A 12289-nucleotide genomic window follows, 5' to 3' on the forward strand; every position below is an offset into this window, starting at 1 on the left:
TCGCCCTGCCGCCCGGAGAGGGCCGCGCCGCCCTCGTGGCGCGCGCCGCGCTGTCCCACGCGCGCCAACGCGAAGGGCTTCTCGCGCTGGCGTTTCATGGGACGGCCGTCGTGCCGCTCGGGGTGTTGGCCGTGCTTGGGGCGGGCGATTCCGTCCTGTTCCTGTTCTGGCTGCAGGCGGTCGTGCTCATGCCGCAGGGAGCGCGCGAGCTGTCGCGCGCCTTCTTCGACGACGTGCGCAACCGCCTTGTCCGCGATCGGCTGCCGTTCGGGACGCTCGAACTGCTCGCGTTCGACTCGTTGCCCGCGTTCGCGCTCACGACGGCGCTCGCGTGCGCGTCGTGCGCCCTCGCCCTGCCTCCCGGCACGCCCGTCCTCGGGGCGTGGGCGCTCGCAGTGGCCGTGAACGCCTGCTCGCTCGCCTCGTGCGCGCTCGACGCGGTGCGTCCGCGTGCGGACGGACCCTGGGCGCGGTGGATGTGCTTCGAGCTCGGGGCCTCCGCGATGGTCGCGACGGCCTTCCTCCTTTCGCTTATCGCATCTCCCCTCGTCGCGGGCGCGGGCATCGTCGCCGTGGCCGCCGTCTGCGCCTGCGCCGTCCACTCGGGGGTCGAGCGCGCAGGCTAGCCGTCGGGACTGATTCCCGCGTCGGCGGCGGCTGCGCCTTTGGCATCCGCCGCCTTCCGAGTCGCAGCGACGATGGTCATCTTTCCTCGAGCGCCGCCCTCGCGGCGTCGGGCAGCTCTTCGGGCGCCTGCTCCTCCCATGCCACCACGCCGCGCAGGGGCTTGGTCTCGAGCTTTAGGTAGGCGCCGTCGCGCAGCTCGCGTTCGGTCTGGAACGTCATCCCGCTCTTCGCTCCGCTCGCATCGACGGCTTCGAGGCGGTACTCGCACTTCATGCCGGCGCGCGGCTCGATGGCGCTCGCCTGCGCGTTGTCGATGCGCACGTACGCGTATCCGCTCTCGCCGTAAAGCGCCCAGCCGGCCGCGCCTACGAGCGCCGCCGCGACGGCGGCTGCGATCGCGAGGGCGATCAAGGGCTTCGATCTAGCGCGCATGGCCCGCCTCCTTCCCCTTCGGCATCCCCGACGTCCCGCCGACCGGCGCGTGCAGCTTCTCCATGGCTCCTCCTGCGATCTTCCTTCCGACGTCCTCCAGCTTAAGCGCGGCTCCTTACGCGGCGCTTGACGGTGTCTTACGGCTGCCTTATCTTTTTGCGCGGGAAAGCGAGGCGCGCAGGGCGGCCGACGCTCGGGCAAGGAGGAGGCGGCGATGGGGAACCCCATGATCGTGCAGTCTGTCAAGCAGATCGCCGGGATGGCGCTCATGGCGCTTCGGTTCCCGGACGCGTTGCCTGCGCCCGGGGACGGCGCGTCGCGCATCTGCTATGCGCTGCCCTTCGACGGCGCGTGGTCCGTGCTCAACGGCGGCGTGACGGAGGAGACGTCGCATTCGTGGGATGTGTGGACCCAACGCTACGCCTACGATTTCCTCGTTCTCGACGAAGCGGGAAGCAGCCGCCGTCCCGCCGCCGACCCGTCCCACCCCGCATCGTATTTTTGCTACGGCCTTCCCGTGCTCGCGCCGGCCGACGGCACGGTGGTCGAGGCGCACGAGGGCTGCCCCGACGCGCCTGTGGCGCTCGACGGGCGCCTGCGCGTCGGAGGCGACGACATCCGCGGCAACCACGTCGTCATCGAGCACGCGCACGGCGAGTTCTCGTGCCTCGCCCACCTCGCGGCGGGCAGCGTGGCCGTCCGGACGGGCGAGGCGGTGGCGTGCGGGCAGCCGGTGGGGCGCTGCGGATCGTCGGGCGCGAGCACCGAGCCCCATCTGCACTTCCATGTGCAAAAAGGGCGCAGCTTCTACTCCTCGCCCGGCGTGCCGGTGCGCTTCGCGGACGTCTGCGCCGAGCCCGCGCCGAACTACGCCGCCGCCGATCCGCGCCCGATCCCCGAAGGCGCGCACGGGGCCTTCCCGCCGTTTCTCGTGCGGGGGATGCGCGTGCGAAACGTCGGGCGTGCGTGACCTTTTCCCGCCGTCCGCGGACGACGTTGCCGAAACTCCACGATCTGTTCGCTTGCGCCCTCCCCGTTTTTATGCGAACATGCGTTCCCTTGAAGGATGGAGCGAGGAGAAGGGAGGCGCGCGGCGTGACGGCGGTGGAGGGGCGGGGCGTTCCCGAGACGTTCGGCGGGCGCGCGATCGGCTCGCCGGAGGGTGCGGACATGCATCGCGCGATCCTCCATTCGGACATGAACGCGTTCTATGCGAGCGTCGAGCAGGCCGAGCGGCCCGAGTTGCGCGGCGTGCCGCTCGTGGTGGGCGGGCGCGAGGAGACGCGCCATGGCATCGTGCTCGCGAAGAGCGCGCGTGCGAAGGAGGCCGGCGTGAAAACGGGCGAGGCGCTGTGGGAGGCGCGCGCGAAGTGCCCGGGGCTCGTGACGGTGCCGCCGCGCTACGACGTGTACCGGCGCTACTCGGAGCTGGCGCGGCGCATCTACTGCCAGTACACCGACCTCGTGGAGCCGTTCGGCCTCGACGAGTGCTGGCTCGACCTCACCGGGTCGCTTCCGCTTTCGGGCGGCGACGCCCTGCGCGTGGCGACCGAGATCAGCGGGCGCGTCAAAGCGGAGCTGGGCTGCACGGTGTCCATCGGCGTGTCGTGGAACAAGGTGTTCGCGAAGTTCGGTAGCGACCTGCGCAAACCCGACGCGGTCACCGCCATCACACCGGAGAACTACCGGCGGCTCGTCTGGGATGCGCCGGTGGGCGACCTTCTGTACGTGGGGCCGGCCACGCGCGCCAAGCTGCACTCGTCGGGCATCGACCGCATCGGCGAGCTCGCGTGCGCCTCGCCGGAGCTTTTGCGCCGCCGTCTCGGGAAGGTGGGCCTTGTGCTGCGCGCGTTCGCCCGCGGCGAGGATTCGACGCCGGTTTCGCCCTCGGACGCCGTCCGCGGCGGGGGAGGGCGTCCGATCAAGAGCATCGGCAACGGGCTGACCTGCCCGCATGATATCGACCGTCCCGAGGACGCGAAGGCGCTCGTGTACCTTCTGGCCGAATCGGTGGCGCAGCGGTTGCGCGAGGCGCGGCTGCGCGCGTTTACCGTGGCGGTCGGCGTGCGCGACGCGCGAGACCTTGCAAGCTACGGCCGCCAGACCACGCTTCCGCGCGCGACGAGCGCGACGGGCCTGATCGCGCGGACGGCATGGGGGCTGCTCGCGGCATCCGAGCCGCTCGACGGGTCGCATCCCCTGCGCGGTCTGCACGTGCGTGCTTCGAACCTCGAGCCTTCGGATGCGCCTCAACAGCTCGATTTGGGCTTCGATGCGCGGCAGCGGGCGCTCGATGGTCTGGACGAGGCGATAGACGGTCTGCGCCGCCGCTTCGGCAACGCCTGCGTCCGGCGTGGCGTGGAGCTTTTGGACGAGAGCCTGATCGACGTGGACGTGAAGCGCGACAACACGGTGCATCCGGTGGGCTGGTTCGGCTGATCTGCCGATCGGCCGGCGTTGGGCGTTTCCGAGCTCGCGCCCGCCGCGTCTGCGAGCCGTGCGCGCCGAGGGCCTTGCTTTCGCGGATGCGCCGGCCGCGGGGGCGGGACGCGCTTTTGGCCGGCTCGCGGCGCTAGCGGCGGTCGGTCTTGATGCGCGCGGCTCGCGCGGAGGAAGGAGGTTTCGCCATGGTGCGGGGCATCGCAGGCAGACGGAAGCGGTACGTGGAGGTGGAGGCGACGTTCCTCGAGGACGGCAGCGTCGTCCCGCGCGCCGTCGTGTGGGACAACGGGCGGCGCTTTTCCGTGCGCGCCGTGCTCGGCGTGCGCGCGTGCGCCTCGCTCAAAGTGGGAGGCGAGGGCGTGCGCTACGACGTGCTCGTGGGACGCGCGCGCACGTTCCTCTTCCACGAGGGCCCGCGCTGGTTCGTGGAGGAGATCGTGTTCGAGGGGGACGGCACCTGGTAAGACGACGGGGCTGTGTCATGGCGCGACCCCGCGTTCTCCGGTGGCGCGAAATCTCCCGGTTTCCCTCCAACGCCGCTCTTCTCGTTTCGCCAAGGGGCGGTTTTGCTATCATGGCGGGCGACCGTGTTCGCGTCGCGCCGTGCGAAAGGAGCTCCCGTGCCCGACCGTCGCTTTCAAAAAGCCGCATCCCCCCTGCCGCCCCGGGCGGCCGATCCGGCCATTCCCGAGCGTCTTGTGGAGGCTGCGAGCCTTTCCGAATGGATCGCGTGCGCATGTGGCGGCGACGCGAGCGTCGCGCACGTGCGGATCGCGGGAGATGCGGTCGAGGGCGCCGATTTCGCCCTGCTCGAGTTGTCTGAGTCGCGCATGGAGGGGTGCTCGTACGCGGGTTGCGACTTCGACCGGGCCATGGTGTCCGACGTCGCGTTCGCGGGCTGCGACTTCTCCAACAGCACGTTCTCGCAGGCGAACTTCACGCGCTGCACGTTCTCGTCCTGCAAGTTCACGGGCGCCGACTTCCTGGAGGCGGTGTTCTCGCGCGTCGAGGTGCGCGACTCCACGTTTGCCTACGCGTCTTTGGCGAGAGGTAAGCTGGAGGACGTCTCCGTTGTCTCCACCGATTTCTCGCAGGCCGACCTAACCGAGCTGCGGCAGCGCCGCGTGCGGTTCGACGACGTGCGCTTCGTGGGCACGAGCTTCTTTCGCACCAGCTTGGACGGCGTTGACCTGTCCTCGTGCCAGCTGGCCGACATCGTGCTGTCCGATGCCATGGGCGAGTTGCGCGGGTGCTCGATGGACCTGTTCCAGGCCGCCGGCATCGCGCGGCGTTTGGGCGTGAACATCAAAGACTGACCGCCGCGCAGCGCATCGTCCGCTGCCGCGACCCCGAGGAGCTATGACGCATGACCGAAGAGGTGCAACCGCAGGGCCTGAGCGCGGCCGAGGTGGCCGAGCGCACAGCGCGCGGCGAGGTGAATGTGGACGCGGGCGTGCGCACGCGCTCCGTCCGTCAGATCGTGCGCGAGAACACGCTCACGCTGTTCAACGCCATCAACGCCATTTTGGCTGTGTTCGTGCTGATCACCGGCTCGTACAAGAACATGCTGTTCATGGTGGTCATCGTGTGCAACACCTTGATCGGCATCGTGCAGGAGATTCGCTCGAAGCGCATCACCGACCGGCTGTCCATCGTGGCCAGCTCGAAGGCGTCGGTGCTGCGCGACGGCGCGCTCGTCGAGCTGCCGCTCGATGCGCTCGTGCGCGACGACGTCATCGAGCTGGGGCGCGGCGACCAGATCCCCGCCGACGCCGTGGTGGTGAAGGGTTCGTGCGATGTGAACGAGAGCCTGCTCACCGGCGAGAGCACGCTGGTGAAGAAGCGTCCGGGCGATGAGCTGATGAGCGGGTCTTATCTGAACGCGGGCACCGTGTGGGCGCGCGTCGTGCACGTGGGGGCCGAGAACTACGCGGCGAAGATCAGCGCCGAGGCCAAGCAGCACAAGGCCGTCAACTCCGAGATCATGAACAGCCTCAACGGCATCATCAAGTTCGTCAGCTTCATCATCTTCCCGTTGGGCGCGCTCTTGTTCGCGCGGCAGCACTTCCTCACGGGCACCGAGACGAACGAGGCCATCCTGTCCACCGTGTCGGCGCTCGTGGGCATGATTCCCGAAGGGCTCATCCTGCTCACCTCGACGGTGCTCGCTGTGGCGGTGGTGCGCCTTGCGAAGAGCCGCGTGCTCGTGCAGCAGCTGTATTGCATCGAGACGCTCGCGCGCGTGGACACGCTGTGCCTCGACAAGACGGGCACCATCACCACGGGCAAGATGGAGGTGGCGGCCGTCTGCCCGGTGCCGGGCGTGCCGCAGACTATGGTGGACATGGCGTTCGCGTCCATCGCACGGGCCGACGAGGATCCCAACGACACGGCCCAGGCCATCGTCGAGCACTTCGCGGGTGCCGACGCGGCCGTCCTGCACGCCTCCCGCGTCGTGCCGTTCTCGTCCGACAAGAAGTGGTCGGGAGCCGTGTTCGACGACGGCAGCGTCTACGTCATGGGCGCCGGCCAGTTCATCTTGGGCGACGCGCTTGCCGCGGTGGCCGACCAGCAAAACGAGTTAGCAGCCGACGCGCGCGTGCTGTTGCTCGCGCAGGTGGACGGCTTCGACGAGGAAGGCGACATCGTGGGCGCGCCGAAACCGCTCGGGTTCATCGCCATCCACGATCAGATTCGCGCGACGGCCGCGCAGACTATTCGCTACTTCAAGGAGCAGGGCGTCGACCTCAAGGTGATCTCGGGCGACGACCCGCGCACCGTGTCGGGCATCGCGGCGAAGGTGGGCGTGCCCCGTGCCGAAGACTACGTGGACGCTGCGACGCTCGTCACCGATGACGACATCGCGGCCGCCATCGAGCGCTACAGCGTGTTCGGCCGCGTGAAGCCCGAGCAGAAGAAGGCGTTCGTGGTGGCCCTGCAGGCGAAGGGCCACATCGTGGCCATGACGGGCGACGGCGTGAACGACACGCTCGCGCTCAAGCAGGCCGATTGCAGCGTGGCCATGGCCGCCGGCTCCGACGCGGCGCGCAACGTGGCGCAGCTCGTGCTCGTGGACAACGACTTCGCCGCCATGCCGAAGGTGGTGGCCGAGGGGCGGCGCTCCATCAACAACCTGCAGCGCTCGGCGTCGCTGTTCCTCGTGAAGACGCTCTTGTCCATGACGTTGGCCGTGGTGTTCGTCTTCCTGCCGTGGCAGTACCCGTTCCAGCCCATTCAGATGACGCTGATCAGCGCGTTCACCATCGGCCTGCCGTCGTTCGTGCTGGCGCTCGAGCCCAACAAGGACCGCATCAAGGGCCGCTTTCTCGAGAACGTCGTCGTGAAGTCCATCCCCGGCGCCATCTGCGCGGTGCTCACCATCCTCATCGTGAACGCGGTGGGCTACAACGTGCTGCGCATCGACTACGAGCATGTGTCCACGCTGTGCGTGCTGCTCACGGCATGGATCGGCGCGCTGCTCATCGTGCGGCTGTCGGTGCCGTTCACGCCCATCCGCGCGGCGCTGCTCGTCGTGGTGGTGGGCGGCACGGTGCTCGGCGCGACGTTTCTGCACGGCCTGTTCGGCATCGAGCCGTTCACCTTCGGTATGACCGTGCTGTTCGCCATCCTGGCGCTCGGCACCGCCGTGCTGTTCCACGCGCTGTACGGTGCCATCGAGAAGTGGCACGCGCGGCACCTGGCGAGCATGGTGTAGAGGCGCATGCCTCCACCAAAGGTCGTTCGTAGCCGCAAGAATGCGCACGGGGACCTTCATGTCCGCACGGGTGTCCAGCATCGGCAGATCGCCTTCGGCGCAGGCTCTCGGGCGCTGTGCCATCGAGGACGACCGCGAGTTCCATCTGGCGGGCCGTCCCATCCCCGTCATGGGGAGCATCAACGCGGTGGAGCGCGTCATCTACGCGAACGGGTTCGCGTGCAGCCCGGGATAGGCGCTTCGTGTGGGGTTGCGCGGCGCCGCTCGCGCACCTGGCCGAGCGGTTCCGGTGCGATCTGGACTTCCATTCCTGCACGGTGTTCGCGATGGAGCAGCTGACGCTGGCGCACTTCATCGAGAACGGCGACTTCGAGTGGTGCGGCAACCGCATGCGCTGCTGCCACCATGCCGTGCGCGACGCGCTCGGGGCGAGCGGCATCGGCTCTCGTGCTACTGTCGGGTTTTTGCCAGCGCTCTGAGGCCGCCGCGTTGCGAAGCGCGGTCGAAGGGGGCGTGTGCGGTTTCGTGGTCAGCTATGCCGGCATCGACGAAGCCGCCGCGAAGTCCGCAGCCGCCGTCCTCGTCTGCGCCGTGGAAGCGGTGGGGCGAGGGTGAGAGCGGCGGCTGCTTTCCAGAGAGCTAGCCCGTTCTCTTCCACACCGTCCCGTCGAGCATGGCGCTTGGCAGCCAGTTCCCCGTTGTTTTCGATGCGCCCCACCACGCGAGGGTTCCCTTGCTCCATACGGCTATGCATTTGAAGGCGGTCGTGTTGTCGAATACTTGGGCCTCTTCGCACCAAGCGAGCGCCTTGCTGAAGTTCGTCAACGAGGCTCGGTAGCGGCGGCGAACGGAAGCCTCTTCGATATCGTGCCCGCCGAGCGCCGCGCGATGCGCGATGCGATCGATGGCTATGTCCTCGCTGGCAACTCCTATGTAGAACAAGCGCACGCGATAGCCCTCTTGGTGCGCCCGCGCCAGGTTTTTCAGCGCTCGATGGCCTGTCAGCGTCGTTTCGTGGTTGAATGAGCGTCGGTGTGCGAAGTGGCCGTCGATCAGCGCCAGCGCCTCCTTCCCGGCTTGGATCTGGTCGCGTGCGCTTGATGCGTTGCCGCCGTTCGCGCTCAGCAATTCGTCGGGATTGACTCGGGGCATTGACGTCGGCATGCCCGGTGTGCGCCAGAGGTTCGTGCGGTACAGGGTGGATTTTCCCGATCCATTGACGCCGGCGAACACGATGTACCAAGGGCGGTCGTCCATCAGTACACCCCCTGACGTACGAGTTCGCACTGCCGTTGCTGAAGGAAATGGTCGGCGACGGCAAAATAGAAACTCGACTCTTCAGTGCTTTCGGCTCGGGCGATGGCTTCGGCATCGGGCCGGACTGCGAACGCCTTTTTACAGGCGAGGTAAAGGTCGTGCAAATCTATCTCGCTGGTCGGTAGGCTCGGCTCGGGATGCTCGAACTTGCCTGCACAGGTGGCGATTGTTGCGGGTCGGCCTGGACCTGGTCGGTTCGCAGCGCGTTGCAGCACGTCCTCTTCCCGCAGCACCCAGGAACGGCCGATCTTCTCTGCGGGCAGTGCTCCTTCGGCGATGAGCGCCCGCACGCGCGAGGGGGAAACGCCTAAGAGCGATGCGCTTTCGGCGACTGACAGCATGGTGCGATCCCTTTCTCGATGATGGTGGGTTTTGAATCAGCATACCGAAAAACATTGCGATATCGCAATGTTTTATTCACGGAGGCTGCGGCGGCGACGGTGCTTACGCTGGGCGTGTTCGCGGGCATCATGAACAATGCGAACCAGTATCTAGTGGCGCGCGCCGCGCCTGAGGCGCCCGACTTCTCCAACGGCCTGTACCTCACGGCGGCGAATGCGGGCACCACGCTGGGCACCGCCCTATGCGGCCTGTTCATCACCGTGGCGGGCACGCGCTTCGTCCTTGCGGGCGCGCTCGTTCTCCTTGCGGCGGGCATCGTGCTCGTGGCCGTGCGGCTGCGGCTTTCCGACCGCGAAAAAACCTCTTCCCGCTCCTTGACTTCGAGCGAACTCCAAATGATAGGGTGAGGTCGAACAGGTCGGACGAATGCGGGAAAGAGGTGCTTTTCGTGAGAACGAACGTGATGATGCTCATGGGCGCGGGGCAGATCGGCTTGGCCATCGCCCGGCGCATGGGCTCGGGGAAGACGATCGTCGTCGGCGACAAGAGGCCGGAAAACGCCCAAGCGGCGGCGAAGATCCTGAACGAGGCGGGGTTCAAGGCCGTCGCCCAAGAGGCCGATCTGGCGTCGCGCGATTCCGTGCGAGCGCTCATCGCGCGAGCACAGGGCCTCGGCGACATCGCCTTGATGGTGAACGCCGCGGGCGTCTCGCCCAGCCAAGCCCCCATCGAGGCCATCCTCGCGGTGGACTTGTACGGAACGGCGATGCTGCTCGAGGAGATGGGGGAGGCGATCGCCCCCGGCGGCGCGGGTGTGACCATATCCAGCCAGTCGGGGCATCGCCTGCCGCAGCTCTCTGTGGAGGAGGACGAGCTTTTGGCCTGCACGCCCGCCGAAGAGCTGCTTTCGCTCGACATGCTGCAGCCCCGGAACATCCGCGATGAGCTCCATGCCTACCAGCTGGCGAAGCGCTGCAACGAGAAGCGCGTGATGGCGGAGGCGGTGAGGTGGGGCCGTCGCGGCGCGCGCGTCAACTCCATTTCGCCGGGCATCATCGTCACCCCGCTGGCCATCGACGAGTTCAACGGCCCGCGCGGCGAGTTCTACAAGAGCATGTTCGCCAACTGCCCGGCCGGCCGTCCCGGAACGGCCGACGAGGTGGCGAACGTCGCGGAGCTTCTGATGGGCGACAAGGGGGCGTTCATCACGGGGGCGGACTTCCTCGTGGACGGCGGCGCCACCGCATCGTACTTCTACGGTCCGCTCAGGCCGTCCTCGGCATCCGGGGCGGCGTAAAGGCCCGCTGCGGGAAGGAAGGGCGGCGCCAAGCGCGCTGCGAAGAGGGAAAGGCGGCGCTCGGCGCCGGAAAACGGAAGATGCGCGGTGCCGGACGCACCGTGTCGAAAGGAGCAAACCCATGCAAGGCAACTTCACCTACCACAACCCCACGAAGCTCGTCTTCGGCAAGGACGCGCTGGACGGCCTGGCCGCCGAGCTGGCCCAGTACGGCCCGCGCGTGCAGCTGGCCTACGGCGGCGGCTCCATCAAGAAGACCGGCCTGTACGACCGGGTGATCGCCATCCTGCGCGAGGCCGGCAAGGAGGTGTTCGAGGATGCGGGCGTGATGCCCAACCCCACCGTGGAGAAGCTGCGCGAGGGCGCGGCCATCGCGCGCGACAACGACGTGGACCTCATCCTGGCCGTGGGCGGCGGCTCGGTGGTGGACTATGCGAAGGCCGTGGGCGTGTCGGCGCACTGCGAGGAGGACCCGTGGGAGAAGTACTACCTGCGCATGGAGGAGCCCGAGTGCCGCATCGTGCCGGTGGGCTGCATCCTCACGATGGCGGGCACGGGCAGCGAGATGAACGGCGGCGCGGTCATCACGAACCACGACAGCAAGCTGAAGATCGGGCACGTGTTCGCCAACCCTGAGGTGTTCCCGCGCTTCGCCATCCTGAACCCCGAACTCACCTACACGGTGCCGAAGTATCAGATGATCGCCGGCATCTTCGACATCATGTCACACCTCATGGAACAGTACTTCTCAGGCGTTGACGACAGCACGTCGGACTACCTCATGGAGGGCCTCATGCGCTCGCTCGTGCAGGCGAGCCGCGCGGCGGTGGCGAATCCGACCGACTACGAGGCGCGCAGCAACATCATGTGGACGGCCACGTGGGCGCTGAACACGCTGGTGGCGAAGGGCAAGGCCACCGACTGGGAGGTGCATATGATCGGCCAGGCCATCGGCGCCTACACCGACGCCACGCACGGCATGACGCTCTCGGCGGTGTCGCCCGCGTACTACCGCCATATCATGCCGCACGGGTTGGAGAAGTTCGCGCGGTTCGCCCGCACGGTGTGGGAAGTGTCGGTCGAGGGGCGCACGCCCGAGGAGTTGGCCGCCGCCGGCATCGACGCGCTGGAGGCGTGGATGCGCGAGATCGGCTGCGTGATGAGCGTCGCCGAGCTGGGCGTGACCGACGACATGCTGGAGGGCATCGCGGACGCCACCTTCATCATGGAGGGCGGCTACAAGGTGCTCGCTCGCGAGGACGTGCTATCCATCCTGCGCGCCAGCAAGTAGCGGCGAGCGGCCTAGCAGGTCGCAGTGAAGGAATGAAAGAATGAAGATTTCGCGAGTTCGAAGGAGCGGTGGTATGGGAAAGACGTTGGTTGCATACTTTTCGGCGACGGGGACCACGGAGCGGCTGGCGCGGACGCTGGCGGAGGTGGCAGGGGCCGACCTGCACGGCATAGAGCCGGCGCAGCCCTACACGTCGGCCGATCTGAACTGGCACGACGCGCGCTCGCGCAGCAGCGTGGAGATGAACGACCCCGCCTCGCGCCCCGCCATCGCGAGCAAGGTGGCGGATATGGAGCGCTACGACACGGTGTTCGTGGGGTTCCCCATCTGGTGGTACGTGGCCCCCACGATCATCAACACGTTTCTGGAAGCGTACGACTTCTCCGGCAAGACGGTGATCCCCTTCGCCACCTCGGGCGGCAGCGGCATGGGGAAAACCGACGCCGTGCTGCGGAAATGCTGCGCGTCCGATACGCGTTGGAAGCCCGGCCGCTGCTTCTACGCCGGCGCTGACGCGGTCACCCTGCGCGCATGGGTGGAGGGCCTGGGGCTGTAAGGGCATCGTCGTTTCATATTGGGATGCAGGGGCCGCGCGAGGACGGAGCGGCGCATTCGAGCTATGCCGTTCCGCAAGGCCCTTGCTTTGTCCGATGCATAAAAAAGCGCCCGAATCGGCACAAATTGCGCTTTGTGCATAGATTGGGGGTGCGGACAAAAAGTTGGACACTCCGGTGTCCGGATTGGAGTCCGCATGTACCCGTTGGAGACCAGGGAGCTCGCCGTGGAGGCCGTCGCGGCGGGGTTCAGCCTGACCGAGGCGGCCGAG

The 12289-nt window shown here is 67.6% G+C and carries 14 protein-coding genes and 1 pseudogene; 12 read left to right on the forward strand and 3 right to left on the reverse strand.

Annotated elements, in window-relative coordinates; all coding sequences use genetic code 11:
* Positions 1 to 626: pseudogene (locus tag C2L80_RS13940) on the forward strand (hypothetical protein); the annotation flags it as partial.
* Positions 627 to 702: 76 nt separating this feature from the next.
* Here C2L80_RS13940 and C2L80_RS13945 read toward each other — a convergent pair.
* Positions 703 to 1059 carry a YxeA family protein gene (locus tag C2L80_RS13945; protein WP_157941079.1) on the reverse strand — a complete coding sequence of 119 codons (357 nt, stop codon included), beginning with the start codon at positions 1057 to 1059 and terminating at the stop codon, positions 703 to 705.
* A 214-nt stretch (positions 1060 to 1273) separates the two neighbouring features.
* On the opposite strand from C2L80_RS13945, the gene C2L80_RS11470 reads away from it, so the two are divergent.
* The 7 genes from C2L80_RS11470 to C2L80_RS11500 all read left to right on the forward strand — a co-directional run bounded on the left by C2L80_RS11470 (position 1274) and on the right by C2L80_RS11500 (position 7695).
* Positions 1274 to 2029 carry a M23 family metallopeptidase gene (locus tag C2L80_RS11470; RefSeq protein ID WP_087196111.1) on the forward strand — a complete coding sequence of 252 codons (756 nt, stop codon included), beginning with the start codon at positions 1274 to 1276 and terminating at the stop codon, positions 2027 to 2029.
* 125 nt (positions 2030 to 2154) lie between these two features.
* Positions 2155 to 3498, forward strand: coding sequence for a DNA polymerase Y family protein (locus tag C2L80_RS11475; protein ID WP_224759193.1), 1344 nt, complete (start codon positions 2155 to 2157; stop codon positions 3496 to 3498).
* A gap of 188 nt (positions 3499 to 3686) precedes the next feature.
* Positions 3687 to 3965, forward strand: a complete 279-nt coding sequence (locus tag C2L80_RS11480) for an outer dense fiber protein 1 (protein WP_087196110.1) — start codon at positions 3687 to 3689, stop codon at positions 3963 to 3965.
* A gap of 156 nt (positions 3966 to 4121) precedes the next feature.
* The gene (locus tag C2L80_RS11485) at positions 4122 to 4817 is read left to right on the forward strand and encodes a pentapeptide repeat-containing protein (protein WP_087196109.1); all 696 of its coding nucleotides are present in this window, start codon (positions 4122 to 4124) and stop codon (positions 4815 to 4817) included.
* Positions 4818 to 4867: 50 nt separating this feature from the next.
* Positions 4868 to 7216, forward strand: coding sequence for a cation-translocating P-type ATPase (locus C2L80_RS11490; RefSeq protein ID WP_103263236.1), 2349 nt, complete (start codon positions 4868 to 4870; stop codon positions 7214 to 7216).
* Between the two features lie 58 nt (positions 7217 to 7274).
* On the forward strand, positions 7275 to 7451 hold the full coding sequence (locus C2L80_RS13950; protein ID WP_157941080.1) for a hypothetical protein: 177 nt from the start codon (positions 7275 to 7277) through the stop codon (positions 7449 to 7451).
* 7 nt (positions 7452 to 7458) lie between these two features.
* Positions 7459 to 7695, forward strand: a complete 237-nt coding sequence (locus C2L80_RS11500) for a hypothetical protein (RefSeq protein WP_087196106.1) — start codon at positions 7459 to 7461, stop codon at positions 7693 to 7695.
* A 160-nt stretch (positions 7696 to 7855) separates the two neighbouring features.
* Here the strand turns inward: C2L80_RS11500 and C2L80_RS11505 are convergent, their stop codons facing one another.
* Together C2L80_RS11505 and C2L80_RS11510 are read right to left on the reverse strand one after the other, a co-directional pair.
* Positions 7856 to 8473 carry an ATPase gene (locus C2L80_RS11505; RefSeq protein ID WP_087196105.1) on the reverse strand — a complete coding sequence of 206 codons (618 nt, stop codon included), beginning with the start codon at positions 8471 to 8473 and terminating at the stop codon, positions 7856 to 7858.
* Entirely contained in the window at positions 8473 to 8874 is a 402-nt protein-coding gene (locus tag C2L80_RS11510; protein ID WP_103263237.1) for a helix-turn-helix domain-containing protein, read from the reverse strand. The genes C2L80_RS11505 and C2L80_RS11510 overlap by 1 nt, the downstream gene beginning before the upstream one ends.
* 54 nt (positions 8875 to 8928) lie before the next feature.
* On the opposite strand from C2L80_RS11510, the gene C2L80_RS11515 reads away from it, so the two are divergent.
* The 4 genes from C2L80_RS11515 (at position 8929) to C2L80_RS11530 (ending at position 12019) form a co-directional block, all read left to right on the forward strand.
* Positions 8929 to 9282 (forward strand): MFS transporter, encoded by a 354-nt coding sequence (locus C2L80_RS11515; protein WP_204600591.1) that lies wholly within the window; start codon positions 8929 to 8931, stop codon positions 9280 to 9282.
* A 41-nt stretch (positions 9283 to 9323) separates the two neighbouring features.
* Positions 9324 to 10172: an SDR family oxidoreductase gene (locus C2L80_RS11520; protein ID WP_103263242.1), complete on the forward strand. Its 849-nt coding sequence runs from the start codon at positions 9324 to 9326 to the stop codon at positions 10170 to 10172.
* A 121-nt stretch (positions 10173 to 10293) separates the two neighbouring features.
* Positions 10294 to 11463 carry an iron-containing alcohol dehydrogenase gene (locus tag C2L80_RS11525; RefSeq protein WP_103263239.1) on the forward strand — a complete coding sequence of 390 codons (1170 nt, stop codon included), beginning with the start codon at positions 10294 to 10296 and terminating at the stop codon, positions 11461 to 11463.
* 73 nt (positions 11464 to 11536) lie between these two features.
* Positions 11537 to 12019 (forward strand): flavodoxin, encoded by a 483-nt coding sequence (locus C2L80_RS11530; RefSeq protein ID WP_103263240.1) that lies wholly within the window; start codon positions 11537 to 11539, stop codon positions 12017 to 12019.
* Positions 12020 to 12289: the final 270 nt, after the last annotated feature.

Source organism: Rubneribacter badeniensis, assembly GCF_002899695.1.
Lineage (GTDB): Bacteria > Actinomycetota > Coriobacteriia > Coriobacteriales > Eggerthellaceae > Rubneribacter > Rubneribacter badeniensis.